The organism is Streptomyces shenzhenensis, from assembly GCF_003688995.1.
Taxonomy (GTDB): domain Bacteria; phylum Actinomycetota; class Actinomycetes; order Streptomycetales; family Streptomycetaceae; genus Streptomyces; species Streptomyces shenzhenensis_A.
Window position 1 is genome coordinate 142,371 of sequence record NZ_PENI01000005.1, and the last position, 24,526, is coordinate 166,896.

The following is a 24,526-nucleotide window of genomic DNA, read 5'->3' on the forward strand; positions in this document are numbered from 1 at the left end:
CCGGTGAAGGTCAGTGTGGATCAGGACCGTTGCTGCGGCGCGGGCCAGTGCGTGCTGACCGCGCCCGAGGTGTTCGACCAGCGCGACGACGACGGCGTCGTCGTCCTGCTCGACGAGCGGCCCGCGCCGGACCGGCACGCGTCGGTGCGCGAGGCAGCGGCCGTCTGCCCGGCGGCCGCCATCACGGTGACCGAGGAACCGGACGCCTGAGCCGCCCGGTCTCCGGCGCACCATCGGCGCGTACGGGTCCTTCGACGGGGACCCGTACGCCGACCCGGAGTTCACCCGAGAACCCCACCACGACCGGGTCGAAGTGCTCGTCGTGGGCGGCGGGTTCGGCGGTCCGCCCGCCGGTGCGCTGCCGCACTGCGCCTCGCAGCACGGCGCCGCGGGCACCCATGACACCTGGACCGGACCCCCCGGGCGCGGGCCATGCGGCTCGAGCGCCCCTGGGCATCGCCGTGGCGCCGGACGGCTCGCTCGTGGTCGCCGGGGCGGATGCCGACCGGGTCGTGGCGATCGGCGACGACATGCTCACCGTGCGCCGACGGGCTCGCAGGACCGCTGGACGTCGCCTTCGGCGCGCAGGGGCACTGCCGTGTGACCCATGACCGGCTGGGCGCGGTGTTCCGCGAAGACGACGGGACGGTGGCCGGCGTCGCCGACGGGCTCGGCGCACCGGAGGGTCTCGCCGTGCCGGGCGGGGAGCTGTTCGTCGTGGAACGCGCGCAGCGCAGGCTGCCGGTGATCCGCCTGGACGCCGAGAACCTGCCGGTGGGCCCGTGCTGTTCGCGGGCGGCGTGCCCGGTGCGCCTAGCCTCTTCGCCGGCCGCCGTCACCCCCGACGGCTGCCCGGCGCTCTCGGCCGACGGCGAGGGCACGGTACTGCGGCCGGCTCCCATCCTCCCCGACGCCTGACAACTCGGCCGGTCCCCCCCTCGGGCCCGGCCGGGCGGTCAGGCGTCGGCCCGCAGATCCGCCCAGACCACCGTGCCCTCGGTCCGGGTCGACCGGTCGGCTCCCCAGGCGGTGGCGAGCTGGTGGACCAGCAGCAGCCCCCGTCCGCCCTCGTCGCGGGGGCCGGGCCGGCGCCCGGTCGGGCGGCGCGCGGTGCGGTCGTCGTCGTGCACCTCGATGCGCAGGCGCTCGTCGCCGGTCAGCGCGATGCCGCACAGGAAGCGGGTGCTGCTCGTGTGGATGACGGCGTTGGTGGTCAGCTCGGAGACGAGCAGCACGGCGTCGCAGCACAGATCGCCCGGCACCCGCCACGCGCACAGCCGCTCGCGCACGGTGTCGCGCGCCGCTTTCACGCTGGTGCGCAGTGCCGGGAGGCCGAACCAGTGTTCGCGGTGGGGCGGATGGGCCGCGAGGAGGTGAACGGTTGAGGTCGTGTGGGGGGTCACGGAGATCGCCTTCCAAGGGGGTCGGGCGCGGGCGGGGCCGGCAGCTACGGGAAACCCCCATGAGGGAGGGGCGCGTTCAGGGGGTGACCCGTTGTCGTCCGAACGCCCCGGGGCGTCAACTTCCGCCTGGTCAGCAGAAGTTGACGACGCACCACAGCTGCGGCGAGTTCGCTCACACGGTCAACTATGCTTGGCGTTCACTTCATGCTGCAACCGACTCCCTGATAATTTCAGCAAGACGGTATCGGTCTGGCGTTCTCTCCAAGTCACTGTCAGACTCGTATGGGTGACAGTTCCTCAGGAGGTAGGGCGTGAGCGACAGCAGGTCCGGCTCCGGCACCAGCGCACCCACGGTCCTGCGCATGATCCTCGGCCGTCGTCTGCAGGACATGCGGCAGCAGGCGGGTGCCTCGCTGGAGGACGCGGCCAAGGCGCTGCGCGTCAAGCCGCTGACGATCCGGCGCCTGGAGAAGGCCGAGGTCGCCCTCAAACCCCTGTACGTCGAGAAGCTCCTGGAGACCTACGGAGCGGGCCGGCAGGAGATCGACGAGTTCGTCGCCATGGCCGAGCGGGCCAATGAGCCCGGCTGGTGGCACGCCTACCGTGATGTGCTGCCCAACTGGTTCACGGCGTACGTGAGTCTGGAGACCGGCGCCAAGACCCTGCGCACCTACGAACCCCACTACGTCACGGGCCTGCTCCAGACGCCCGCCTACGCGCGCGGCGTCCTGCACGGCGGCATCCCCAACGGCAGCGACGAGGAGTTGGAGCGCCGCGTCGACCTGCGGCTGCGCCGCCAGAGCCTGTTGCAGAGGCCGGACGCGCCCACCCTGTGGGTGGTCATGGAGGAGGCAGTACTGCACCGGGCGGTCGGCGGCCCCCAGGTGATGCGCGAGCAGATCGACCGGCTCCTGGAAGCCTCCGAACTCGACCACGTCAGCATCGACATCGTCCCGTTCTCCGCCGGCGCCCACGTCGGTGCGTGCGCGCCCTTCACCTACTTCCGGTTCGAGGAACCGGAACTGCCTGACATCGTCTACAGCGAGATCCTGTCCGCCTCCATGTACCTGGACGAGCGCGAGGACGTGGTTGCCCATCTGGAGGCGCACACCCGCATGTCTCTGCTGACCTCGTCCGAGGACAGCAGGGTGCTCTTGAACCGCATGCGCAAGGAGTACTCATGACCACCACCGTCAACACTGTCTACAACGGGATGCCGGCCTCCGAGCTCGGCGAGCAGGGTTGGGAGCGCCCGTGGAGCGGGCCCAACGGCGGTCAGTGCGTCGAGACGAAGCAGCTCGCGGACGGCAGGGTCGCCGTCCGCCAGTCGACCGACCCGGCCGGACCGGCGCTGATCTACTCGCCCGAGGAGATCAGTGCCTTCGTGCGCGGGGTCAAACAAGGCATGGCCGACCACCTCACGGTCGGCTGAACCGGCCTGCCGGTACGCCGACGCACACTCCGAAAGGGACAGGATGAACAACAGCCACGCCGGCCGGGACCTGGACACGAGCAGGCCGCACTCGGCCCGCATGTACGACTACTACCTGGGCGGCAAGGACCACTTCGAGGTCGACAAGCGGGCCGCCGAGGCCGTCGCGGACGCCTACCCCGGGATCTTCGTGTGCGCCCGGGAGAACCGGGCCTTCATGCACCGGGCCACCCGGGTCCTGGCCCAGGAGTACGGCATCCGGCAGTGGCTCGACATCGGCACGGGCATCCCGACCGAGCCGAACCTGCACCAGGTCGCCCAGTCCGTGGTCCCCGACGCCCGGGTGGTCTACGCCGACAACGACCCGCTCGTCCTCAAGTACGCCGAGCGCCTGATGCGCAGCACCCCGCAGGGCCGCACGACGTACATCGAGGCGGACGTCAACGACCCCGAGTCCCTGCTCGCGGCCGTGGAACTGGCCGAGGTGATCGACTTCGAGCAGCCGGTCGCGCTGTCCCTGAACGCGCTGATGCACTTCATCACCGACGCGCAGGACCCGTACGGCATCGTGAACCGCTTCCTCGACGCCCTTCCCGTCGGCAGTGCGCTGGCCCTGAGCCACTGCACGCCCGACTTCGACCCGCCCACCTGGGAGAAGGTCACCGAGGTCTACACCAGCGCGGGGACCCCGGTGCAGTTCCGCGCCCAGAAGGACGTCGTCCAATTCTTCGACGGGCTCGACCTGATCGACCCGGGCGTCACCGTCGGCCACCGCTGGCGGCCCGCCGCGGACGGGGCCGAGCTGCCCACGGACGCCCAGGTCAGCCTCTGGGCGGGCGTGGGCATCAAGGCGTAGCCCGGAGGCAGCGCCGGGGCGTCGTCGGCTGGTCCGCGGCGCCCCCGGCGGGCCGTCGGCACACGGACCGCTTCGGCGTTCCCCGGACGGCCGTCATCGTGCGGCCGCGGGGCTGAACCGCCCGCGCGGCACGTCCGCTCGACGCGCGCGATCGGCACGGAGCTGGTGTGCTGGTTCTCGGGGCCGTCGCACTCGTTCCCGGAGCGTCACATGAGTACGTACACAGTCGCGCAGGTGCCCGCCGCGGGCGGATCGTTCGAGATCGTCGAGCGGGAGCGGCCGCACCCGGGCCCCGGACATGTCCGGATCGCCGTGGAGGCCTGCGGCGTCTGCCACAGCGATGCCTTCTTCGTGAACGCCGCCGTGCCCGGCGTGCGGTTCCCCGTGGTGCCCGGGCACGAGATCGCCGGGCGGATCGAGGAACTGGGCGAGGGCACGCGGGACAAGGGCTGGCGGGTCGGCGACCGGGTCGCGGTGGGCTGGTTCGGCGGCAGCTGCGGCCACTGCACACCCTGCCGGCAGGGCGACTTCATCGTGTGCGAGAACCTCAAGGTCCCCGGGTGGGCCTACGACGGGGGCTTCGCCGAGACGGTGATCGCCCCGGTCGACGCCCTGGCCCGGATCCCCGACGGCCTGGCCGCGAGCGACGCGGGGCCCCTGGCCTGCGCCGGCGTGACCACGTTCAACGGGCTGCGGCGCAGCTCCGCCCGGCCCGGTGACGTGGTCGCCGTGCTCGGCATCGGCGGCCTCGGTCACCTCGCGGTGCGGTACGCCGTCGCCATGGGCTTCGAGACCGTGGCCATCGCCCGCGGGGCCGAGAAGGCCGACCTCGCCAAGCAGCTCGGCGCCCACCACTACATCGACAGCACGTCGGGCACGCCCGTCGCGGACGCCCTGCGCTCGCTCGGCGGTGTCAAGGTCCTGCTCGCCACCGCCGGTGACTCCGCCGCGATCACCCAGACCGTGGACGGGCTCACGCCCCGCGGCGAACTGGTCGTCATCGGGTCGTCGGACGAACCGCTCGGGATCAGCCCGGTCCAGCTGCTGTCGACCGCCAAGGTGGTCCGCGGTCACCCGTCCGGCACCGCGCAGGACGTGGCGGACACCATGGCGTTCAGCGTCCTGCACGGGATCCGGCCGATGACCGAGATCGTGCCGCTGGACCGGGCCGACGAGGCGTACCGGAAGATGCTCTCCGGAGGCGCGCGCTTCCGGATGGTGCTCACCACCGGCTGACGCCCCGCCGCGGCGCGACCCCGAGCGCGACCCCGAGCCGCCGGTGCGTCAGTCGTCGGCGCCGTGGTCGTCGTCCTCGTGCGCGCCGTGCCGCGCGTGGTCGTCGGCGCGGGCGGCCGTGACGCGGCCGGTCGCGGCGTCGACGACGACCTCGTGCGCCGTGCCCCCGGCGTCGACCACGTCGATCTCCCAGACGGCCGTCCCGTCCGCGGCGTCGTCGATCTCGACGGATGTCACGGTGCCGTTCACGGCGGCGAGCGCGGCCTTCAGCGCCCGGCCCAGATCGGTCCCGGCGCTCTTGACCGCGGCGGCCTCGGCGGCGTCGTCGCGATCGTCCCCGTCCTCCCGGTCCTCACGCGTGCCGGTCGTGCTCGCGGTCACCTTGCCGTCACCCGGGTCGACGGTGACCTCGTGCCCGGTGCCCCGGGAGTCGACCACGTCGACCTTCCACACGGTCCTGCCGTGCTCCCCCTCCTGTTCGATCGCGGTGACCGTACCCGCGACGGATGTCGTGGCGGCGTCCGCCGCCTGCTGCGGATCGACGGCGGTCGTGCCGGCGCGGGCGCTGTCGTCGCGGCTGCCGAGCAGCGCGGCCGCGGCGAGCACGGCGGCGACGGTGCGCCGACGACCGGTCGGCAGGTGGCGCTTGAGGGCGTTCATCGTGGGACGGTCCTTTCCTGAGTGCCGCGGACCGGCCGCGGCGGAGCGCCGAAGTCTCGGCCTGACACGACCCACCCTGCGACAGCGATCCTGAACGCACGCTGAAGCATCCTGAAGATCGCTTCAGGTGCGGTCTGAGACGCTGTGCCCATGCGCCTGCTGATCGTGGAGGACGAACGACGCCTCGCCGCCGCCCTGTCCCGGGGCCTGGCCGCCGAGGGCTTCGCCGTGGACGTCGCGCACGACGGCGTCAACGGCCTCCATCTGGCGCGGGAGGGCCGCTACGACCTGATCGTGCTCGACATCATGCTGCCCGGCCTGAACGGCTACCGGGTCTGCGCACAGCTGCGGGGCGCCGGCGACGACACCCCGATCCTGATGCTCACCGCGAAGGACGGTGAGTACGACGAGGCGGAGGGGCTGGACACCGGCGCGGACGACTACCTCACCAAGCCGTTCTCGTACGTCGTGCTCCAGGCGCGCATCCGCGCCCTGCTGCGCCGCCGCACCCGGGGCGGCGCACCGACCTTGCGCGTCGGGGATCTGACGGTCGACCCCGACGCCCGCCGTGTCGACCGGGCGGGCACCGAAGTGCCCCTCACCGCCAAGGAGTTCGCGGTGCTGGAGCATCTCGTCCGGCATGCCGGCCAGGTCGTGTCGAAGGCGGACATCCTGGCCGGCGTGTGGGACTTCGCCTACGACGGGGACCCGAACATCGTCGAGGTCTACATCAGCGCCCTGCGCCGCAAGATCGATGTGCCGTTCGGGCGGCGGTCGATCACGACCGTGCGCGGCGCCGGATACCGGCTGGAAGCCGGCGGCGGCCGGCATGACTAGGCCGTTCGGCTCGGTGCGGGCCCGTGCCGCGCTTGCCGCCACCGTGGTCGTCTGTGTCGCCCTGGTCGTCGCGGGCCTCGCCGTCGTCGCCGTACTGCGGCACAACCTCACCGGCCGGGCCGGTCTGGAGTCGGAGATCACCGCCCGGACCGTGGCGGGCGCGCAGGCCGCGCTGAGCGGCGACTTCGGCGGGCTCGACCTGCCCGACGAGGAGGAACACCCGGTCCAGGTCGTCGACTCCGCGAGCACGGTGCTCGCCGCAGGTGAGGAACTGCTCGGACGGCCCGCGCTCGCCGGCTACGCGCCCGCGGCCCCCGGCCCGTCGAGCACCCCGTCCGACCACCACGGCGGACGCGGCGACGACGATGACGACGACGTCACCCCGCCGCGCGGCAGGGTCGGCACGGACGCCGAACCGCGGACCCTCACCGTCACCGTGGGGGACGAGACCCGCGCCTACGCCTTCGCCGCCGTCCAGGGGACGACGTACGACGGCCGTACCTACACCGTCTACGCCGGCACCTCCCTGGAGGACGAGCAGGCCACCCTCGACCAGGTCACCCGGTCGATGCTGGCCGGGCTGCCGTTCCTCCTCGTCGTCGTCGCGGCCGTCACCTGGCTCGTCACCCGGCGGGCCCTGAAACCGGTGGAGGGCATCCGCGCGGAGATGGCCGCGATCACCCGCAGCGGCGATCTGGCCCGCCGGGTGCCCGAGCCCGCCTCGCGGGACGAGATCGCGCGGCTGGCCCGCACCACCAACGAGACGCTGACCGCCCTGGAACGGTCCGTGGAGCGCCAGCACCGCTTCGTCGCCGACGCCTCGCACGAGCTGCGCAGTCCCATCGCGGCGCTCCGCACCCACCTCGAAGTCGCCGCCCAGCACCCCGGGTTGCTGGTCCCGGCCGATCTGCTGCACGACGTGGTACGCCTCCAGCACCTGGCCGCTGACCTGCTGCTGCTCGCACGGCTCGACGCGGGGGAGCGGCCCGCCGACGCCCCCGTCGACCTGGCCGCGCTGGTGTCCCAGGAGGTGGCCGAGCGCGCGCCGGGCGACCGGGTCGCCACCGCCGCGACCACGACCGGCACCGGCCTGGCGGTCCGGGGCAGCCGGGGGCAGCTCTCGCGGGTCCTCGGCAACCTCCTCGACAACGCCCAGCGGCACGCCGCGACTTCCGTCACCGTCGGCGTGGCCCGGGACGGCGACGACGTCGTGGTCACCGTCGCGGACGACGGCGCGGGCATCGCACCGGCCGACCGGGAACGGATCTTCGAACGTTTCGTCCGCCTCGACGAGTCCCGCAGCCGGGACGACGGCGGCGCGGGACTGGGCCTCGCCATTGCGCGCGACGTCGTGCTCCGGCACGGCGGAACGCTCACCGTCGGCGAATCCCCCACCGGCGGCGCGGCGTTCCGCCTCCGACTCCCCGGCACCGCACCCCCGAAGCCCCCACAGCCCCCGGCTACCAGCCGGTCAGGAGCAGGTGGTTGAGGAGGAGGGTGAGGGCCGCCTGGGCGGTCAGCCAGGTGCGGGGACGGGGGAGGAGCGCGCAGGACGCGAGCAGCCACATCGCGAAGGGCAGCCAGATGCGTTCCGTCTCGGCCTTGCTCATGCCGGACACGTCGGCGATCAGCAGGGCGAGCAGGGCCGCGGCGACCAGCAGGGCGAGGCGGCCGGTGGCGTCCGGCCGGGACAGGGCCGCGCCGCGTCGCCGGGCGAGCGTCCCGCCGGCCCGTGCGAGGCCCGCCGCCGTCGCCGGCCCCGTACAGAGCACCGTGCAGGCCAGGTTGGCCCACACCCAGTAGCCGTACGGACGGACACCGCCCACGCCCTGGTAGTAGCGGGTGACCAGCAGGTGGTACGCCTCCCACCAGTCGAACCCGGCGAGCGTGAACGCCGCAGGCACCACGGCCAGCCCGGCGGCCAGCGGCGCGAGCAGGGCGGGGCGCTCGCGGACCCGGTGCCGGCCGAGCACCAGCACCGCCGCCGCGATCACCGCGAACAGGGTGAGCCCGTAGGAGAGGTAGCAGGTCAGCCCGAACAGCAGGCCGGAGCCTGCCGCAGCCCAGGGCGACCCGCCCGTGACGGCGAGGGCGAGCAGCGCCACGGCCCAGGCGGCGACGGCGGCGAAGTACGCGTCGGCCGAGGTGCCGAGCCACACCGCGGCCGGTGCCAGCACCAGGAACGGTGCCGCCCGGCGCGCCAGCCGCTCATCGGCCAGCGCCCGCACCGCGACCAGCACCGCCACGCACGCCGTCGCACCGACCGTGATGCACCACACACCCGCCCAGCCGCCACCGCGCAGCCCGATCCGGTCGAGCAGTACGAAGGTGAGCGTGGCGCCCGGGGGATGGCCGGCGACATGGGCGGGCCACGGCTCAGGGGAACCGGCCACGATGTGCTGGGTGAAGTCCCGCAGGGTGCCCGGGATGTCGTGGAAGCGGCCGATGACCCGCAGATACTCCTCACGGGTGGTGAGCCGGCCGGCGACGCCTCGCTGCCAGCCGTCGACCAGCGCGAGCGACCAGATCCAGGCCATGGCCGCCACCCAGGCCGAGCCGAGCAGCGTCCGCCACGGCAGCCGGGCCGCCAGCACGGGCCCGTACCCCACGACGGCCGCCGCCACGACGACGGCCGCCGGGGTGCCCGGACTCAGGTGCGGCTCCCACACCGCGAACAGTGGCGGCCAGTTGACGAACAGGGTGTGATGGGTGTCCTGGATGTGCCGGCCGACCAGCACGGCCACCAGGACGAGCAGGGCGGCGGCTCCGGCGGCGCACAGGTCGCGCAGCGGGAGACGAGGCCGGGGACGGAGACGAGGCCGGGGACGGAGACGGGGACGAGGATGGGGACGGGGCAAGCGGGTCACAGCGGAACGCTAGGCGCCGAGAGGGCGTGGCCGGCCGCGCACACGGCGGACGTCAGCGTTTCGTCATGGGTCGCGCACCCGTTCCCGCGGCGGTCGCGGCCTACGGTCGGAGCATGCGCGATCAACGGCTCCCCACCTCGCCGGATTTCTGGCGCAGCCCCCTGCGCGGCACGTGGTTCACCTCGGTGCTCGGCCTCGTCCTGCTCGCCGGCATCACCGTGCTGTTCGTGACCGGACTGCTCTCGTACGCCGCCTACAACCCGGACCTGTCGCCGGTCAACGACCAGACCCCGGACAAGGGACTCCTCGGTTTCTACCTCTTCTCCTGGCCGACGAGACCGGCCTGGCTGTACCGGCTCAACCAGGGCGTCCACGTCACCCTGGGCATCACCCTGATCCCGGTGCTGCTGGCCAAGCTGTGGTCGGTCGTGCCGAAGCTCTTCACCCTGCCGCCGGCCCGCTCGCTCGCCCACGCCCTGGAGCGGATCTCGCTGCTGCTCCTGGTCGGCGGCGGGCTGTTCGAGTTCGTCACCGGAGTGCTCAACATCCAGCTCGACTACGTCTTCCCGGGCTCCTTCTACCCGCTGCACTTCTACGGCGCCTGGGTGTTCTTCGCCGCCTTCGTCGCGCACGCCGTCCTGAAACTCCCGGCTGCCCTGCGCAACGTGCGGGGCCTGCGCGAGGAGCGCGGTGAACTCCACGCCCCGCGGCCCGATCCGCCCACCGTCTCACGGCGCGGCGCCCTGGGACTGGTCGGCGGCGGCTCGCTGCTGCTGTTCGGCACGACCGTGGGGCACAGCTTCGACGGGGTGGCACGGCAGACCGCCGTGCTCGCCCCGCACGGGGGATCCGAACCGGGCAGCGGCCCGAACGGATTCCAGATCAACAAGACCGCCGCGTACGCCCGGATCGACCCGGCCGAGACCGCCGCGGACGCCTGGCGGCTGGTGCTCACCGGCCGCACCGGAACCCTCCGGCTGAGCCGCGCCGACCTGGCACGGCTGCCGCTGTACAGCTCGGCGCTGCCGATCGCCTGTGTGGAGGGCTGGTCGACCTCCAACCAATGGTGGCGTGGGGTACGGCTGCGGGACCTGGCCGCGCTGGTCGGCCACGACCGTCCGACCGACGTGTACGTCGAGTCGCTCCAGCGGCACGGCGCCTTCCGGCACGCCGCGCTGCGCGCCAACCAGGTCGGCGACGAGCGCTCCCTGCTCGCCCTGTACGTCAACGGCGAGGACCTCGACCCCGACCACGGCTTCCCGGCGCGGGTCATCGTGCCCGCGGCACCCGGTGTGCTCAACACCAAGTGGGTGGCCCGGCTGACCTTCGGAGACCTGCGGTGAAGCGGCGGATCCCGGCCGGCAGCCGGCTGCGGGCGATGCAGCGGCGGATCCCCGTCGGCAGCCCGTTGCAGATCCTCCTGCTGGCCTGCTCGTTCGCGCTCGCCGGCTACGCGGCCGTACGGCTGCTGGCCGGCGACTGGCTCGGCGTGACCCTGTGGTTCGTGGGCGCGGCGCTGCTGCACGATCTGGTGCTGCTGCCGCTGTACTCGGCGGCCGACCGCGCCCTGGTGCGCGGCTGCGCGGCGGTCGGCCGCCGCGAACGGCTGCTGTACGTCCGGGTGCCGGCCGCCCTGTCGCTGCTGCTCCTGCTGATCTGGGCCCCGCTGATCACCGGGGCGGTGGACCGGTCGTACCGGCTGGCGGCCGGGCAGTCCACCGACGGCTATCTGGCCCGCTGGCTGCTGATGACGGCCCTGCTGTTCGCCGGCTCCGCTGCGGTACTGGCCCTGCGGCTGCGCAGGGCGGCGAAGCACCGGCCGCCCGCCGCCCACTGACCGACGGCGCGCCAGCCCGTGCGCCGCGCGCACCGGAGCAGGGCCGGCGTGCCGATGCGCGCCCAGGGGAACGGGCTGCCCGCCGTGCCACCGGGGCCGCCGGTGTGGACGACCTGGACCCGGACGCGTTCGTCGATGTCCAGCGGCGCGGTCTCGACGACCAGCAGCCCGGCCGGTGCGGCCAGTTGGGCCAGCCGCCGGAGCAGCGTGCCCGGGTCGCCGCCGATGCCGATGTTGCCGTCCATGAGCAGCAGCGTGTCCCAGCGGCCCGCGCCGGGGACCCGTTCGAAGACCGAGCGGCACAGCGCCTGGCCGCCCCTGCGCACGGTGTGCCGGACGGCGGCCTCGCTGACGTCGATGCCCAGCGCGGGCCGGCCCCGCGCGGCGAGCGCGGCCACCAGCCGCCCGGGCCCGCACCCCACGTCGAGCACGGCGCCCTCGCACCGCTCCAGCACCTCCAGGTCGACCGGGTCGGCGGCGGCACACCAGCGCTCCACGTCAAGCGGCAGCAGCCAGCCGTCGCCGCGGCGCAGGAACAGCGGGCCGTGCCCGGTGCGCAGCGCGTCCGCGTAGGGGTCGCCTGCGCCCCACGGCGGGGCGGCGACCCGGTGGGCGGCGCCGGGTGCGCCGCTCACCGGGCGGTGCCCGCGCCGAGCCGGGCGAGCCGCGCGGCGAACCGGCCGCGCGGGGCCGCCGCGGCGACCGCGCGGGCGTCGGCGGCGGTGTCCACGTCGCGCAGCCGGGGCAGATCGCACACCCGCAGGCTCGCCGCGACGAGCCGGGCCCGCTGGACCGCGCCGGTCTCCGCCGTCGACATGGGCACGCCCCTGAGCAGCTCCGGGGCGGGCACCGCGAGCCCCAGCGCCCAGAAGCCGCCGTCCTCGGCCGGTCCGAAGTACGCGTCGCAGCCGGTGAACTCCACGGAGAGCAGCGCCGGTGTCACCTGCGGCGTGTCCATGCCGATCAGCAGGGCAGGCCCCGTACAGCCGGCGAAGGCGTCCGCGAGCCGCTCGTCCAGGCCGCCCGCGCTCTGCGGTACGACATCGAAACCGGGCGGCAGCCAGGGGCCGGGGGAGCCGTCCAGGACGAGGACGCGCCGGGTGGCCGGCGCGTCCGCCACGGCGGCCAGTGTGTCGGCGAGCGCGGCCTCGGCGAGCTCCGCCGCCTGCCGGGGCGTGAACGGGGGAGTGAGCCGGGTCTTGACGCGGCCAGGCCGGGGCTCCTTGGCGATGACGAGCAGCGTGGTCATCGGGGTGCGCCACCTCCCGCGACAGGCGCGGCGAGCACCTGTCTCATGTCCCGGACCGCGTGCCAGGTGCCGCGCCAGGTGCCGGTCACCTTCGAGGCGCCGGTGCGCGGCAGATACGGCACGTCCTGCTCGGTGACGCGCCAGCCCGCGTCGGCCGCCCGCACCACCATCTCCAGCGGGTAGCCGCTGCGCCGGTCGGTGAGGCCGAGGGCGAGCAGCGGCTCGCGCCGGGCGGCGCGCAGCGGCCCGAGGTCGTGCAGGCGCAGCCCGGTGCGGCGGCGCAGCAGCCGGGCGAGGACGAGGTTGCCCGCGCGGGCATGGGCCGGCCAGGCGCTCCGGCCCCGCGGCCGGCGCCGGCCGAGCACCAGGTCGGCCCGGTCCGCGCGGACCTCGCGGACGAACGGCACCAGCAGCGCGGGGTCGAGCGAGCCGTCGCAGTCGCAGAAGCACACGATGTCGGCGGTGGCGGCGGTCAGTCCGGCGTGGCAGGCGGCGCCGAAGCCGCGGCGCGGCTCGGGGACGACGGTCGCGCCGAGCCCGCGGGCCACCTCCGCGGAGCCGTCGGTGGAGCCGTTGTCGACGACGAGGGCGCGCCAGCCGGCCGGGACCCGGCCGAGCACCCAGGGCAGCGCCGCCACCTCGTCCAGGCAGGGGAGGACCACATCGACCGCCGGGGTCGTGGGAGAGATCGTCACGGCCTTCACCCTACGAGCGCGAAAAGGACATACCGGGCTTGCGCTCCTTACGAAACACGGACGTCGCGCCCGGCGGCCGGGCCCGGGGACGACGCGGACGCGGGCCCGATGCGAGGCTGGGCACATGCAGCAGCCGCACCGAGCCGAGGACGCCGCCCCCGCCGGGCCACCCCGCCCCGGGGGCGCCCGGGTCCTGGTCGTCGAGGACGACCCCACCGTCGCCGAGGTCGTCTCCCGCTATCTGGACCGCGCCGGGCACGCCGTGGACCGGGTCGAGGACGGCCCGACGGCGCTGAGCCGGGCGGCCGTCCACTGGCCGGACCTGGTCGTCCTCGACCTGATGCTGCCCGGCATGGACGGCCTCGAGGTCTGCCGGCGGCTGCGTGCCCGTGCGCCCGTGCCCGTCATCATGCTCACCGCGCGCGGTGACGAGGACGACCGCATCCTGGGCCTGGAGGTCGGCGCCGACGACTACGTCACCAAGCCCTTCAGCCCCCGCGAACTCGTCCTGCGCGTCGAGTCGGTGCTGCGCCGCACCCGGCCGCGCTCCGACCTCCGGCCGCTGGCCGCGGCGGGCCTCACCGTCGACCCGGCCGCCCGGCGCGCCGCCAAGGACGGCGACGAACTCGCTCTCACCCTGCGCGAGTTCGACCTGCTGGCCTTCTTCCTGCGCCATCCGGGACGGGTGTTCAGCCGGGCGGACCTGATGCGCGAGGTGTGGGGCTGGGACTTCGGCGACCTGTCCACCGTCACCGTGCATGTGCGCCGGCTGCGCGGCAAGGTCGAGGACGACCCGGCCCGGCCGCGGCTGATCCGGACCGTGTGGGGCATGGGCTACCGGTTCGACCCCGAAGGACAGGCCGAACTGCCGTGACCGACATCCTGCTCATCGCCCTGTACGCGTTCTTCGGCGCCGCCGCGACCGGGCTGGCCGGGGCGGGCGTGCTGCGGCTCGTCCGCCGGCGGTCGCTCACCGCGTCGCTCGCCGTGGTCGCCGCCGTGGCCGTCGTCGCGATGCTCGCGGGCACGCTCGCCGTCGCCTGGGCGATGTTCCTGTCGCCGCACGACCTGAGCGTGGTGACCACGGTCGTCGCGATGGCCGCTGTGGTCTCCCTGGCCACCGCGCTGCTGCTGGGCCGCTGGGTGGTCGCCCGCAGCCGGGCGCTCGCCCGCGCCGCCCGCTCCTTCGGCGACGACGGCGACTTCGCCGCCCCAGCGGGCCCGGCCACCGCCGAACTCGACCAGCTCAGCCGCGAGTTGGCGGCCACCAGCGCCCGGCTCGCGCAGTCCCGCGAGCGGGAGCGGGCCCTTGAGTCCTCCCGCCGTGAACTGGTCGCCTGGATCTCGCACGATCTGCGCACCCCGCTGGCCGGGCTGCGCGCCATGGCGGAGGCCCTGGAGGACGGGGTGGCCGCCGACCCGGACCGCTATCTGCGGCAGATCCGCACCGAGGTCGAGCGCCTCAACGACATGGTGGGCGACCTGTTCGAACTCTCCCGGATCCAGGCCGGCGCGCTCGCCCTGGCCACGTCCCGTGTCTCCGTGTACGACCTGGTCGGCGACGCCCTCGCGGGCGCGGACCCGCTGGCCCGCGAGCACGGCGTACGACTCGTCGGCGACCGCGTGGAACCCGTGCCGGTCGAGGTGGACGGCAAGGAGATGAGCCGGGTGCTCGGCAACCTCCTCGTCAACGCGATCCGCCGCACCCCCGCCGACGGCACGGTCGCGGTGGCCGCCGAACGCTCGCCCGACGGCGTGGTGCTGTCCGTGACCGACGGCTGCGGCGGCATCCCCGAGGAGGATCTGGTGCGCGTCTTCGACACCGGGTGGCGTGGCACGCACGCCCGGACCCCGCCCGCGGGCGCGGGCCTCGGCCTCGCCATCGTCCGCGGCATCGTGGAGGCCCACCAGGGGCACGCCGGCGTGCGCAACATCCCCGGCGGCTGCCGTTTCGAGGTGACGCTCCCCGTCCCGGAGGGGTGACCCCGGCCGGCCCCGCCGCTCACCCCGCGCGCAACGGCTCGTCCGCGAACCGCCGCATCCCCGCCCGGAATCCGACCCGCGGCCGCCAGCCCAGCTCGGCCCGCAGCCGCGCCGAGTCCGCCGTGATGTGCCGCACGTCGCCCAGCCGGTACTCCCCGGTCACCACCGGCGCCGGACCGCCGTGCGCCGCGGCCAGCTCGGCCGCCATCTCCCCGACGGTGTGCGGCTCGCCGCTGCCCGTGTTGTAGACGGTCAGCGCCCCCGGCGCCGAACCGGCCTCCAGGGCCAGCGCGTTGGCCGCCGCGACATCCCGCACATGCACGAAGTCCCGGCGCTGGCGGCCGTCCTCGAACACCCGCGGCGACTCGCCCCGGGCGAGCGCCGACCGGAAGAAGGAGGCGACCCCCGCGTACGGGGTGTCGCGGGGCATCCCGGGCCCGTACACGTTGTGGTAGCGCAGCGACACCGCCGCCCCGCCCGTCGCCCGCGCCCAGGCCGCCGCCAGGTGCTCCTGGGCCAGCTTGGTCGCCGCGTACACATTGCGCGGATCCGCCGGGGCGTCCTCGCGGACCAGCCCCGGTGCCACCTCCGCACCGCACACCGGGCAGCGCGGTTCGAAGCGCCCGGCGGCCAGATCGGCGACGGCCCGCGGGCCCGGCCGCACCACCCCGTGCCGGGGGCACGTGTAGCGGCCCTCCCCGTACACCACCATCGACCCGGCCAGCACGAGGCGGCGCACCCCCGCCTCGGCCATCGCGGCGAGCAGCACGGCCGTGCCGAGGTCGTTGCGGGAGACGTACTCCGGGGCGTCGGCGAAGCCGGTGCCGAGCCCCACCATGGCCGCCTGGTGGCAGACCGCGTCGATCCCGGCGAGGGCGCGGCCGACCGCCTCCGGGTTTCGAACGTCCGCGCCCGCCTCCGTTCGTACGTCGAACACCGACGGCTCGTGCCCGCGTTCCGCCAGCGCCTCGACCACATGGGACCCGATGAACCCGGCACCGCCGGTGACCAGTACACGCATGCGCCCACGCTAGAACCGCGCCCCGGCCGGGCCGTGCCTCCGCGCCCGGCACGTCACGGCTTCGTAAGCCCCGTACCGGCCCCGCCCGCCGCGCGAGCCCGGTTGCCGGGACCCGGCAGGCCGGGCACGCGCGGACTGCCGGGCGCGCGGACCGGCCCGCGCGCCGGCCGCTGATCGCGCTGCCCCCAGGGCCGGACACCGGCCGCCTCCCACGGCAGGCCCCCGCCCGGTCCCGGCCCGGCTCGACCTGCACCGTGCGCCGGCCCGGACCCTGGACGAAGGGGCGCCCAAGCGCCGGTCCCTCCAGGCCGAGCCGGTCCGTCGTCCCCAGCGCGCCCCGCGTTCGCAGCCCTTTGCGCAGGTGTCGGCCAGGTGCCGCACGGCGGCCCGGGCTCGCGTGGGGCGCGACCGGCTCGCGCAGTCCGTGCCCGGCGGCCGGCCGAGACGTCGGCCAGGATGCGGGCGTAACGGCCCGGGCACCGCTCGAACCTCAACCGTGTTCCCCCGCGGTCCTGATGCGCCGATGACGGCTCACCGGCATCCAGACCCCGGGGAACGCTGCCGGGTTCCGGCAATGCGCATCCGGGTGCCGGGCGGGCATCATGACGCCGGGGGAGCACTGAGGACGGCTCCGGTGCCGGGCACCGGCAGGTGCCCGGTCCGGGGTCCGGAGCATGTCCCGTGCCTCGCCCGAGCACGCCGTCCGGACGTGCCGAGGACGGGGAGGGGGTCGGACGATGCGGACGCTCTGGGAGGCCGCCACCGGCCCGCTGTCGATCCTGTTCACCGCCGCCCTCGTCGTGGTCGGGTGCTTCTGGCTGCTGGTCGCCGTCGGCGCCGCCGCCGCGAACAGCTTCGACGCCGACCTCGACCTCGGCCGCTGGGGGATGGGCGGGGTACCGGTCGCGGTCGCGCTGACCCTGCTGACGGCGCTCGCCTGGCTCTTCGGCGTCGGCGCGCACGCGCTGCTGCTCGCCGCGCTGCTGCCCACGGGGGCGGTGACCGGGGCGCTGCACGTGCTGGTGTCGGCCGCCGCACTGCTCGCCGCCTGGCGGGTGACCTGCCTGTTCGTACGGCCGTTGCACCGCCTGTTCCCCGACGAACCCGGGCCCGCCCGTGCGGCGGCGCGCGACGGCGTCGGCTGACCCGCGCGCCGCCCGGACCGCCGTCCGCCCCCGCCGGCGCGCAACCCCGCCTGACTTTCCCCGAGTTCTCCGCCTCATGCCTGAAGGACGTATGCCATGGATGTCATCGGCGTGCTCATCGCCGTCTGTCTGCTCCTCCTCGTCGTCGTGGTCCTGGCCGTCTCACGTCTCTTCCGCAAGGTGGAGCAGGGCAAGGCCCTGATCGTCTCGAAGATGCGCAAGGTCGACGTGACCTTCACCGGGCAGGTCGTGCTGCCCGTGCTGCACAAGGCCGAGGTGATGGACATCTCGGTGAAGACCATCGAGATCACCCGTGCCGGACGGGAGGGGCTGATCTGCCGGGACAACATCCGCGCCGACATCCGCATCTCCTTCTTCGTCCGGGTCAACAAGACCGTCCAGGACGTCATCAAGGTCGCCCAGGCCGTGGGCACGGCCCGGGCCAGCGACCGGACCACGCTGCAGGAGCTGTTCCACGCGAAGTTCTCCGAGGCACTGAAGACCGTCGGCAAGCAGATGGACTTCACCGACCTGTACACCAAGCGCGAGGAACTCCGGTTCCAGATCATCGAGTTGATCGGCGTCGACCTCAACGGCTACCACCTGGAGGACGCGGCGATCGACTATCTGGAGCAGACGCCGCTGACCCAGCTGGACCCGGCCAACGTGCTCGACGCCCAGGGCATCCGCAAGATCACCGAGTTGACGGCGGTCGAGCACGTACGCACCAACGAGGCCCAGCGCACCGAGGAGAAGGAGATCACCCGGCAGAACGTCGACGCCCGCGAGGCGATCCTGGAACTCGAACGCCGGCAGGCCGACGCCGAGATCAAGCAGCGGCGGGAGATCGAGACCACCCGGGCCCGCGAGGAGGCCGAGACCGCGCGGGTGGTGGAGGAGGAACGGCTGCGCGCCCAGGGCGCGTTCCTGCGCACCGAGGAGCAGCTCGGCGTGCAGCGCGAGAACCAGGCCCGCGAGGTCGCCGTCGCCGCGAAGAACCGCGAGCGGGTCATCGCGATCGAGAACGAGCGGATCGAGAAGGACCGGCTCATCGAGGTCATCGCCCGGGAGCGGGAGACCCAGCTCACCCGGATCGCCGCCGAGAAGGAGGTCGAGGCGGAGAAGCGGGACATCGCCGAGGTCATCCGCGAGCGCGTGGCCGTGGACCGTACGGTCGCCGAGCAGGAGGAGTCGATCAAGAAGCTGCGCGCGGTCGAGGAGGCCGAGCGGGAGCGGCAGGCCGTGATCATCGCCGCGGAGGCCGAGGCACAGGAGCAGCTGGTCAAGGACATCAAGGCGGCGCAGGCCGCCGAGCAGGCCGCCACACACCGCGCCGCCGAGGAACTCACCCTGGCCGAGGCCCGGTTGAAGAAGGCCGACCTGGATGCCCGGGCCAAGTTGCGGCTGGCCGAGGCCGTCCAGGCCGAGGCCGCGGCCGAAGGGCTCGCCGCCGTCCAGGTCCGCGACAAGGAGGCCGAGGTCATCGAGAAGACCGGCCGCGCCGAGGCCGTGGCCACCGAGGCCCGCATCCGCGCGGAGGCGGAGGGCGCCCAGGCCAGGGCGCTGGCCGAGGCCACGGCCGTCGCCGAGAAGCTGAAGGCCGAGGCGGCGGGCCTGACCGAGAAGGCCCGCGCCATGGCCGCGCTGGACGAGGCGTCCCGCGGGCATGAGGAGTACCGGCTGCGCCTTCAGGCCGAGAAGGAGATCCGGCTCGCCGGTTTCGACGTGCAGCGGCAGGTCGCCGAGGCGCAGGCCACCGTCCTCGCGACCGGCCTTGAGCACGCCGACATCGACATCGTCGGCGGCGAGTCCGTCTTCTTCGACCGGCTGATGTCAGCCATCGGGCTCGGCAAGAGCGTCGACGGCTTCGTCGCCCACTCCGCGACCGCGCAGGCCCTGGCCGGGCCCTGGCTGGACGGCACATCGAACCTCGCCGACGACCTGAGCCGCGTCCTCGGCTCGGTCTCCGCCGCCGACGTGCAGCACCTCACCGTCTCCGCCCTGCTGATGAAGCTGATGAAGGCCGACGGCGCGCACGCCGGACAGCTGCGCCAACTCCTCGACCGGGCCGGTGAACTGGGCCTCGCCGACACCCCGCTCACCGCACTGAACGGTGCGGCCGGGGCCTGATGAACCGCGGTGCCCAAGCTGCCGCACAGGGGACGGCAGCTTGGGCCCGCACCTCTTGGAAGGGACGCACGATCCATGGCAACCGTCCCGGAGACGGGTCCGTACGACGCCGTCGACACCGGAACGTACGAGGTGCTGCGCGACCGGCTCACCGCGCAGGCCGCCGAACTCACCCACGGCGCCGAAGCCCTCGACGCCCGCCGCGTCGCGGAGTTCGGCGCCACCGGGCTCGACCTCACCGGCACCGGCCGGCTGCGCACCGACGGCGCCACCGTGCCCCGGGACGTCGTCGCCGTCGGCGACCGGCTGCTGTTCGGCCACCACACCGCCCGGCCCGAGCCGCGGGTGGCCGACGTCCTCACCCTGTACGACCGCAACCTCGACCCGCTGCCCGCGCACACGGTGCCAGGACTGCTCGACGACCCCGCTTTCATCAGGGAGTTCGCGGCGCTGCACCGCTACTACCGGGAGGCCAGGCTGCTGCGGCTGCGCCGGGTCGAGGGCAGACTGCTGGCCGTCTTCCGGACCGGCGAAAGCGGCGACGACGTCCGGGTGCTGCGCTGGACGCTCACCGACGACGGACGCGCCGTGTTCCTGGACGCCCGCGGTGAACGGGACCATGTCCGGCCGCCCGCCCACGACTTCGCCTGGACCGGGACGACCCGCGCGGACCAGGTGCCCGGCCGTCACCCGCATGTCGCCGTGCACGGCGAGATCCAGGTGTCGACCGTGGGCGGCGCCCTCACCGTCCGGGCGGAGGCCGGGGAGGACGCCGACGGCGATCCGGTCCACAGCGAGCCGGTGGCCGAGCCCCTGCAGTCGCTCGCCGACGCCGACATCGCGCACGCCCGCATCGGCGCGCTGATCCTGCTGCGGATCCGCCCCTACAAGGAGGACACCCACCGCTACCTGGTGTTCAACACCCTGACCAGGACGGTCGTCCGCCTCGACGGCATCGGGCGGGCCTGCCGCCGGCTGCCCGAGGACCAGGGCATCGTCTTCCCCGGCGGCTACTGCCTGGCGGACGGCAGCCACAAGACGTACGAACTCGACACGAGCGGCCTGGAGTTCGAGCGGGAGGTGCGCTCCCCGTACGGGGAGGACGTCCTGTTCGCGTTTCACGCCGAGGCCACCGGGCGCAGTCTGCTGCTGTCGTACCACATGATCCGCAAGGAGATCGCGAGCCCGCTGCCCTGCCACGGCTGGGCCGCCTTCGACGACGGCACCCTGATGGTGCTGCGCGCCGACCCGGCGGGCGCCGCCGCCGAACCGGCCCGCGTCCACCCGCTCCAGATCTGGACCTCCCCCTACGTCGCCGACGCGTGTGTCGCCCCCGCCGGCGGCGGCGCGCTCGGCCGCGTCGGCAACGCCGACCTCGTCCGCGGGATCTCCGACTGCCTGTCCATCGGCCGCACGGCCGCCGGGACCACCCCGACGACCGAGATGTACCAGGCGCTGCTCGCCGACTGCGTCCGCGCGGCCGACACCCACCACTGGCTGGCCGACCCCGAACTCGGTGGACTGCACACCCCGTTGGCCGCCGTACGGGACACGGCCGAACAGGTGCTGGCCGAGTTCCGGGCCGTGCGGACCCTGACCCGGCAGGCCGCCGACGCGCTCGACGAGGCCGCCGACCGGCTCGCGGCCGTGGTGCGCCGGCTGCGCGGCGAGGCGCCCCGCGACGCCGCCGCCTGGGTCGCCCGGCTGACCGAACTGCGGCAAGCCCAGGGTCACTTGCTGACCCTCAAGGAGACGCGGTACACGGACACCGCCCGCCTCGACGCGCTCGCCGCCGAGGCGGAGGCGGACCTCGCCGCGTCCGGCAGGCGGGCCGTCGCCTTCCTGGCCCGCGCGGACGCCTTCGCCGAGCACCACCGGGACGTCGAACGGCTCGCCGCCGACGCCGAGTCGATCGACACCACCGCGCAGGCGGCGCCCGTCGCCGACCGGCTCGACGCCCTCGCCGACGGGCTGCGCACGGTCACCGAGGTCGTCGCCGGTCTCGACGTCGCCGACCCCGCCGTACGGACCTCGGTGCTGGAGCGGGCCGCGGAGGTACTCGGTGGCGTCAACCGGGCCCGGGCGCTGCTGGACGCCCGCTGCCGCGCCCTGCGCGACGGAGAGGCACACGCCGCGTTCGCCGCCGAGACCGCGCTGCTCGGCCAGGCGGTCACCGCCGCGCTCGCCGTGGCCGGCACCCCCGAGGAGTGCGACGAGCAACTCGCCCGCACCCTCGTCCGGCTGGAGAACCTGGAGTCGCGGTTCGCGGAGTTCGACGAGCACCTCGCCGCGGTCGCCGACCGGCGCACCGAGGTGTACGAGGCGTTCTCGGCCCGCAAGCAGACACTTCTGGACGACCGGGCCCGCCGCGCCGAACGGCTCGCCGTCCTCGCCGACCGCCTCCTGGAGACGCTCGCCCGCCGCGCCGCCACGCTCGCCGACGCCGACGCGGTCAGCACCTTCTTCGCCTCCGACCCGATGGTCGCCAGGATCCGCCGGACCGCCGACGACCTGCGCGCCCTCGGCGATCCGGTGCGCGCCGAGGAACTGGACGGCCGGCTGGCGGCGGCACGCCAGGAGGCGGCCCGCACCCTGCGCGACCGCACCGACCTGTACGGCGACGGCGGCCGCACCATCCGGTTGGGCGGCCACCGCTTCGCGGTCACCGCGCAGCCCGCCGAACTCACCCTGGTCCCGCACGGCGACGGCCTGGCCCTCGCCCTCACCGGCACCGACTACCGCTCCCCGGTCACCGACCCGGAGTTCACCGCCGCCCGGCCGCACGGGGACCGTCCGCTGCCGTCCGAGTCGCCCGAGGTCTACCGGGCGGAACACCTCGCGGCCCGGATGCTGCGCGAGCACGGCCCGGCCGCCCTGGCGGCGGCCGAGCTGCCCGACCTGGTCGCCCGGGCGGCGGCCGAGGCCCACGACGAGGGCTACGAGCGCGGTGTCCACGACCATGACGCCACGGTGATCCTCGGCGCGCTCCTGCCCCTGTACGAGCGGGCCGGGCCGCTGCGTCACGAGCCCGCGGCCCGCGCCGCCGCCCAGCTGTTCTGGGCGCACGGCACCCGCGCCGAGGCCCGGACCAGGTGGACGCGGCGCGCGGTGTCGCTGGCCCGGGCCCGCGACACCTTCGGCCCCGGGCCCGAGATCGGCGAACTGGAGGCGGAACTGGCCGCCGCGCTCGACGCCTGGACCCCGGGAACCGCGCCGGACGCCGCCGCGGCAGCCGCGTACCTCTTCGAGGAGCTGACCACCGGCCCCGACGGCTTCGTCATCGGCGCGGCCACCCAGGCCCTCCTCGACAAGTTCCGCCGCACGGTGGACGGTTCGGCCTACGCGGCGGACCTGGCCGCGCTCGGCGACCTCGCCGACCGCCGCCAGCTGGCCGGGGCCTGGCTGTCGTCTTACCTCTCGGCCACCGGCGCGGACGTCACCCCCGGCGAACTGGCCGAGGCGGTGGCCGCCGAGCTGTGCCCGGACCTGACCCGCTACCCGTCCGACGCCTCGCCCACGGCCACCGCCGAGGACCTGCTCGGCACCCATCCGCGCATCACCGGCCGCCGCCTGCCGCTGCGGATCGACGAGTTCCTGGCCCGCACCCGGCGGTTCGCGGAGCGGGACGTGCCCGCCCACCGCGCCTTCCGGCAGCGGCGCGCCGCCCTGGTCGCCGCCGAGCGGGCCCGGCTGCGCCTGGACGAGTACCGCCCGCGCGCCATGACGGCGTTCGTGCGCAACCGGCTCGTCGACGAGGTGTATCTGCCGCTCGTCGGCGACAGCCTGGCCCGGCAGCTCGGCACCACGGGCGAGACGAGACGCACCGACACGGGCGGCCTGCTGCTGCTTCTCTCCCCGCCCGGCTACGGAAAGACCACGCTGATCGAGTACGTCGCCGACCGCCTCGGCCTGATGCTGGTGACCGCGAGCGGCCCGGCGCTCGGCCACGCCGTCACCTCGCTGGACCCGGCCGACGCCCCGAACGCCACCGCACGCCGGGAGGTCGAGAAGATCAACTTCGCGCTGGCGGCGGGCAACAACACCCTGCTGTACCTGGACGACATCCAGCACACCTCGCCCGAACTGCTGGAGAAGTTCATCCCGTTGTGCGACGCCACCCGCCGGGTCGACGGGGTGCGGGACGGCGAACCGCGCACCTACGATCTGCGCGGCAAGCGGTTCGCCGTCTGCATGGCCGGCAACCCCTACACCGCGTCCGGCGCCCGCTTCCACGTCCCCGACATGCTCGCCAACCGCGCCGACGTGTGGAACCTGGGCGACGTCCTCACCGGCAAGGAGGACGTGTTCGCCCTCAGCTTCCTGGAGAACGCGCTCACCGCGAACCCGGTGCTCGCCCCGCTCGCCGCCCAGGACCGCCACGACCTCGACGCGTTCGTCCGGCTCGCCGCCGATCCCGGCGCCCGCCCGGGCCGGCTCGCGCACGCCGACGAACCGGCCGAGGCGGAGCGGATCGTGGCCGTCCTGCGGCACCTGCTCACCGTGCGCGAGACGGTCCTCGCAGTCAACGCGGCCTACATCGCCTCGGCCGCCCGGTCGGACGCCACCCGCACCGAGCCGCCGTTCAGGCTCCAGGGCTCCTACCGCACCATGAACCGGATCGCCCAGCGCATCCGCCCCGTCATGAACGACACCGAACTCGCCGCCGTGATCGACGACCACTTCACCGCGGAGGCCCGGACGCTCGCCGGCGAGGCTGAGGCGAACCTGCTGAAGCTGGCCGGGCTGCGCGGTCGGCTCACCCCCGAACAGGCCGCCCGCTGGTCCGAGTTGACGGCCGCCTACGTGCGCTCGCAGGCGCTCGGCGGCCCCGCCGAGGAGCCCATGGTCCGGGCCGTGGCCGCGCTCGGGCTGCTCGCCGACCGGCTGGCCGCCGTCGAGGCCGCCCTCACCCGCGCCGTCGCCCCGGTCACCCCGCCCGCCGACCCCCGGGCCCGGCACGCCGCCGGGCCGAAGGAGCAGCCGTGATCCCCTTCCTGACGCCGCTCGCCGGAGCCGTGCTCATCGTGGCGTTCCGCACCGCCGTGCTGGTCCGCCGGGACCGGCGGCGGGCCCGTGCCCTGCGACTGCCGCCCGACCGCGAGTGACCGGCGGCGCCGCGCTATGCTGGAGGCTCGCTGCGGCCTCGGCCCAGCGCGGCGGTGGGGCTCGCCGTAC

The 24,526-nt window shown here is 74.6% G+C and carries 23 protein-coding genes; 16 read left to right on the forward strand and 7 right to left on the reverse strand.

The window, feature by feature from the left end; translation table 11 throughout:
• The first annotated feature begins 3 nt into the window (after positions 1-3).
• Together CTZ28_RS10370 and CTZ28_RS10380 are read left to right on the forward strand one after the other, a co-directional pair.
• Positions 4-210, forward strand: coding sequence for a ferredoxin (locus CTZ28_RS10370; protein WP_121889007.1), 207 nt, complete (start codon positions 4-6; stop codon positions 208-210).
• A 390-nt stretch (positions 211-600) separates the two neighbouring features.
• The gene (locus CTZ28_RS10380; protein WP_121889009.1) at positions 601-918 is read left to right on the forward strand and encodes a hypothetical protein; all 318 of its coding nucleotides are present in this window, start codon (positions 601-603) and stop codon (positions 916-918) included.
• A gap of 38 nt (positions 919-956) precedes the next feature.
• On the opposite strand, the gene CTZ28_RS10385 is transcribed toward CTZ28_RS10380, so the two are convergent.
• Positions 957-1,403 carry an ATP-binding protein gene (locus tag CTZ28_RS10385; protein ID WP_121889010.1) on the reverse strand — a complete coding sequence of 149 codons (447 nt, stop codon included), beginning with the start codon at positions 1,401-1,403 and terminating at the stop codon, positions 957-959.
• A 311-nt stretch (positions 1,404-1,714) separates the two neighbouring features.
• Here CTZ28_RS10385 and CTZ28_RS10390 point away from each other — a divergent pair, with 311 nt between their 5' ends.
• From CTZ28_RS10390 to CTZ28_RS10405, 4 genes are all read left to right on the forward strand, one after another.
• Positions 1,715-2,587 (forward strand): helix-turn-helix domain-containing protein, encoded by an 873-nt coding sequence (locus tag CTZ28_RS10390; protein ID WP_121889011.1) that lies wholly within the window; start codon positions 1,715-1,717, stop codon positions 2,585-2,587.
• The gene (locus tag CTZ28_RS10395) at positions 2,584-2,835 is read left to right on the forward strand and encodes a DUF397 domain-containing protein (RefSeq protein WP_121889012.1); all 252 of its coding nucleotides are present in this window, start codon (positions 2,584-2,586) and stop codon (positions 2,833-2,835) included. Before CTZ28_RS10390 ends, CTZ28_RS10395 begins: the two co-directional genes overlap by 4 nt.
• A 43-nt stretch (positions 2,836-2,878) precedes the next feature.
• Positions 2,879-3,691, forward strand: a complete 813-nt coding sequence (locus CTZ28_RS10400; RefSeq protein WP_121889013.1) for an SAM-dependent methyltransferase — start codon at positions 2,879-2,881, stop codon at positions 3,689-3,691.
• 210 nt (positions 3,692-3,901) lie between these two features.
• Positions 3,902-4,927 (forward strand): alcohol dehydrogenase, encoded by a 1,026-nt coding sequence (locus CTZ28_RS10405; protein WP_121889014.1) that lies wholly within the window; start codon positions 3,902-3,904, stop codon positions 4,925-4,927.
• Positions 4,928-4,975: 48 nt separating this feature from the next.
• On the opposite strand, the gene CTZ28_RS10410 is transcribed toward CTZ28_RS10405, so the two are convergent.
• Complete coding sequence (locus tag CTZ28_RS10410; RefSeq protein WP_121889015.1) at positions 4,976-5,587, reverse strand: PepSY domain-containing protein; 612 nt, start codon at positions 5,585-5,587, stop codon at positions 4,976-4,978.
• 150 nt (positions 5,588-5,737) lie between these two features.
• Between CTZ28_RS10410 and CTZ28_RS10415 the strand changes: the two genes are divergently transcribed.
• Entirely contained in the window at positions 5,738-6,424 is a 687-nt protein-coding gene (locus CTZ28_RS10415; protein ID WP_121889016.1) for a response regulator transcription factor, read from the forward strand.
• The gene (locus tag CTZ28_RS10420) at positions 6,417-7,913 is read left to right on the forward strand and encodes a sensor histidine kinase (protein WP_121889017.1); all 1,497 of its coding nucleotides are present in this window, start codon (positions 6,417-6,419) and stop codon (positions 7,911-7,913) included. The genes CTZ28_RS10415 and CTZ28_RS10420 overlap by 8 nt, the downstream gene beginning before the upstream one ends.
• Here the strand turns inward: CTZ28_RS10420 and CTZ28_RS10425 are convergent.
• Entirely contained in the window at positions 7,885-9,282 is a 1,398-nt protein-coding gene (locus CTZ28_RS10425) for a hypothetical protein (protein WP_398655742.1), read from the reverse strand. The two genes, CTZ28_RS10420 and CTZ28_RS10425, sit on opposite strands and share 29 nt — an antisense overlap.
• A 122-nt stretch (positions 9,283-9,404) precedes the next feature.
• Between CTZ28_RS10425 and CTZ28_RS10430 the strand changes: the two genes are divergently transcribed.
• On the forward strand, positions 9,405-10,634 hold the full coding sequence (locus tag CTZ28_RS10430; RefSeq protein WP_259471532.1) for a molybdopterin-dependent oxidoreductase: 1,230 nt from the start codon (positions 9,405-9,407) through the stop codon (positions 10,632-10,634).
• The gene (locus tag CTZ28_RS46915; protein WP_398655653.1) at positions 10,598-11,128 is read left to right on the forward strand and encodes a hypothetical protein; all 531 of its coding nucleotides are present in this window, start codon (positions 10,598-10,600) and stop codon (positions 11,126-11,128) included. The genes CTZ28_RS10430 and CTZ28_RS46915 overlap by 37 nt, the downstream gene beginning before the upstream one ends.
• On the opposite strand, the gene CTZ28_RS10440 is transcribed toward CTZ28_RS46915, so the two are convergent.
• From CTZ28_RS10440 to CTZ28_RS10450, 3 genes are read right to left on the reverse strand one after another with little or no spacing between them, the layout of a single operon-like run.
• Entirely contained in the window at positions 11,017-11,763 is a 747-nt protein-coding gene (locus CTZ28_RS10440; protein WP_121889018.1) for a class I SAM-dependent methyltransferase, read from the reverse strand. The two genes, CTZ28_RS46915 and CTZ28_RS10440, sit on opposite strands and share 112 nt — an antisense overlap.
• A complete protein-coding gene (locus CTZ28_RS48140; RefSeq protein ID WP_121889019.1) occupies positions 11,760-12,377 on the reverse strand; it encodes a TIGR04282 family arsenosugar biosynthesis glycosyltransferase in 618 nt (205 codons plus the stop codon). Before CTZ28_RS48140 ends, CTZ28_RS10440 begins: the two co-directional genes overlap by 4 nt.
• Complete coding sequence (locus CTZ28_RS10450; protein ID WP_121889020.1) at positions 12,374-13,081, reverse strand: glycosyltransferase family 2 protein; 708 nt, start codon at positions 13,079-13,081, stop codon at positions 12,374-12,376. The genes CTZ28_RS48140 and CTZ28_RS10450 overlap by 4 nt, the downstream gene beginning before the upstream one ends.
• Positions 13,082-13,196: 115 nt before the next feature.
• Between CTZ28_RS10450 and CTZ28_RS10455 the strand changes: the two genes are divergently transcribed.
• Positions 13,197-13,946, forward strand: a complete 750-nt coding sequence (locus CTZ28_RS10455; RefSeq protein ID WP_121889021.1) for a response regulator transcription factor — start codon at positions 13,197-13,199, stop codon at positions 13,944-13,946.
• A complete protein-coding gene (locus CTZ28_RS10460) occupies positions 13,943-15,055 on the forward strand; it encodes a sensor histidine kinase (RefSeq protein WP_121889022.1) in 1,113 nt (370 codons plus the stop codon). The genes CTZ28_RS10455 and CTZ28_RS10460 overlap by 4 nt, the downstream gene beginning before the upstream one ends.
• A 19-nt stretch (positions 15,056-15,074) precedes the next feature.
• Here the strand turns inward: CTZ28_RS10460 and CTZ28_RS10465 are convergent, their stop codons facing one another.
• Positions 15,075-16,076: an NAD-dependent epimerase/dehydratase family protein gene (locus CTZ28_RS10465; RefSeq protein WP_121889023.1), complete on the reverse strand. Its 1,002-nt coding sequence runs from the start codon at positions 16,074-16,076 to the stop codon at positions 15,075-15,077.
• A gap of 737 nt (positions 16,077-16,813) precedes the next feature.
• On the opposite strand from CTZ28_RS10465, the gene CTZ28_RS10470 reads away from it, so the two are divergent.
• The 4 genes from CTZ28_RS10470 (at position 16,814) to CTZ28_RS48145 (ending at position 24,456) form a co-directional block, all read left to right on the forward strand.
• A complete protein-coding gene (locus CTZ28_RS10470; RefSeq protein WP_121889024.1) occupies positions 16,814-17,221 on the forward strand; it encodes a hypothetical protein in 408 nt (135 codons plus the stop codon).
• Between the two features lie 96 nt (positions 17,222-17,317).
• The gene (locus CTZ28_RS10475) at positions 17,318-19,351 is read left to right on the forward strand and encodes an SPFH domain-containing protein (RefSeq protein ID WP_121889025.1); all 2,034 of its coding nucleotides are present in this window, start codon (positions 17,318-17,320) and stop codon (positions 19,349-19,351) included.
• A 75-nt stretch (positions 19,352-19,426) separates the two neighbouring features.
• Positions 19,427-24,337, forward strand: coding sequence for a DNA repair ATPase (locus CTZ28_RS10480; RefSeq protein ID WP_121889026.1), 4,911 nt, complete (start codon positions 19,427-19,429; stop codon positions 24,335-24,337).
• A complete protein-coding gene (locus CTZ28_RS48145; protein WP_259471533.1) occupies positions 24,334-24,456 on the forward strand; it encodes a hypothetical protein in 123 nt (40 codons plus the stop codon). Before CTZ28_RS10480 ends, CTZ28_RS48145 begins: the two co-directional genes overlap by 4 nt.
• The last annotated feature ends 70 nt before the right edge of the window (positions 24,457-24,526 follow it).

What these genes read in the sequence shown, in the direction of transcription:
- CTZ28_RS48140 (WP_121889019.1), bottom strand. Translation starts at nt 12,377, where the DNA reads ATGACCACGCTGCTCGTCATCGCCAAGGAGCCCCGGCCTGGCCGCGTC.
- CTZ28_RS10395 (WP_121889012.1), top strand. Translation starts at nt 2,584, where the DNA reads ATGACCACCACCGTCAACACTGTCTACAACGGGATGCCGGCCTCCGAG.
- CTZ28_RS10430 (WP_259471532.1), top strand. Translation starts at nt 9,405, where the DNA reads ATGCGCGATCAACGGCTCCCCACCTCGCCGGATTTCTGGCGCAGCCCC.
- CTZ28_RS10410 (WP_121889015.1), bottom strand. Translation starts at nt 5,587, where the DNA reads ATGAACGCCCTCAAGCGCCACCTGCCGACCGGTCGTCGGCGCACCGTC.
- CTZ28_RS10415 (WP_121889016.1), top strand. Translation starts at nt 5,738, where the DNA reads ATGCGCCTGCTGATCGTGGAGGACGAACGACGCCTCGCCGCCGCCCTG.
- CTZ28_RS10480 (WP_121889026.1), top strand. Translation starts at nt 19,427, where the DNA reads ATGGCAACCGTCCCGGAGACGGGTCCGTACGACGCCGTCGACACCGGA.
- CTZ28_RS10465 (WP_121889023.1), bottom strand. Translation starts at nt 16,076, where the DNA reads ATGCGTGTACTGGTCACCGGCGGTGCCGGGTTCATCGGGTCCCATGTG.
- CTZ28_RS10405 (WP_121889014.1), top strand. Translation starts at nt 3,902, where the DNA reads ATGAGTACGTACACAGTCGCGCAGGTGCCCGCCGCGGGCGGATCGTTC.
- CTZ28_RS10420 (WP_121889017.1), top strand. Translation starts at nt 6,417, where the DNA reads ATGACTAGGCCGTTCGGCTCGGTGCGGGCCCGTGCCGCGCTTGCCGCC.
- CTZ28_RS10470 (WP_121889024.1), top strand. Translation starts at nt 16,814, where the DNA reads ATGCGGACGCTCTGGGAGGCCGCCACCGGCCCGCTGTCGATCCTGTTC.
- CTZ28_RS10475 (WP_121889025.1), top strand. Translation starts at nt 17,318, where the DNA reads ATGGATGTCATCGGCGTGCTCATCGCCGTCTGTCTGCTCCTCCTCGTC.
- CTZ28_RS10400 (WP_121889013.1), top strand. Translation starts at nt 2,879, where the DNA reads ATGAACAACAGCCACGCCGGCCGGGACCTGGACACGAGCAGGCCGCAC.
- CTZ28_RS10455 (WP_121889021.1), top strand. Translation starts at nt 13,197, where the DNA reads ATGCAGCAGCCGCACCGAGCCGAGGACGCCGCCCCCGCCGGGCCACCC.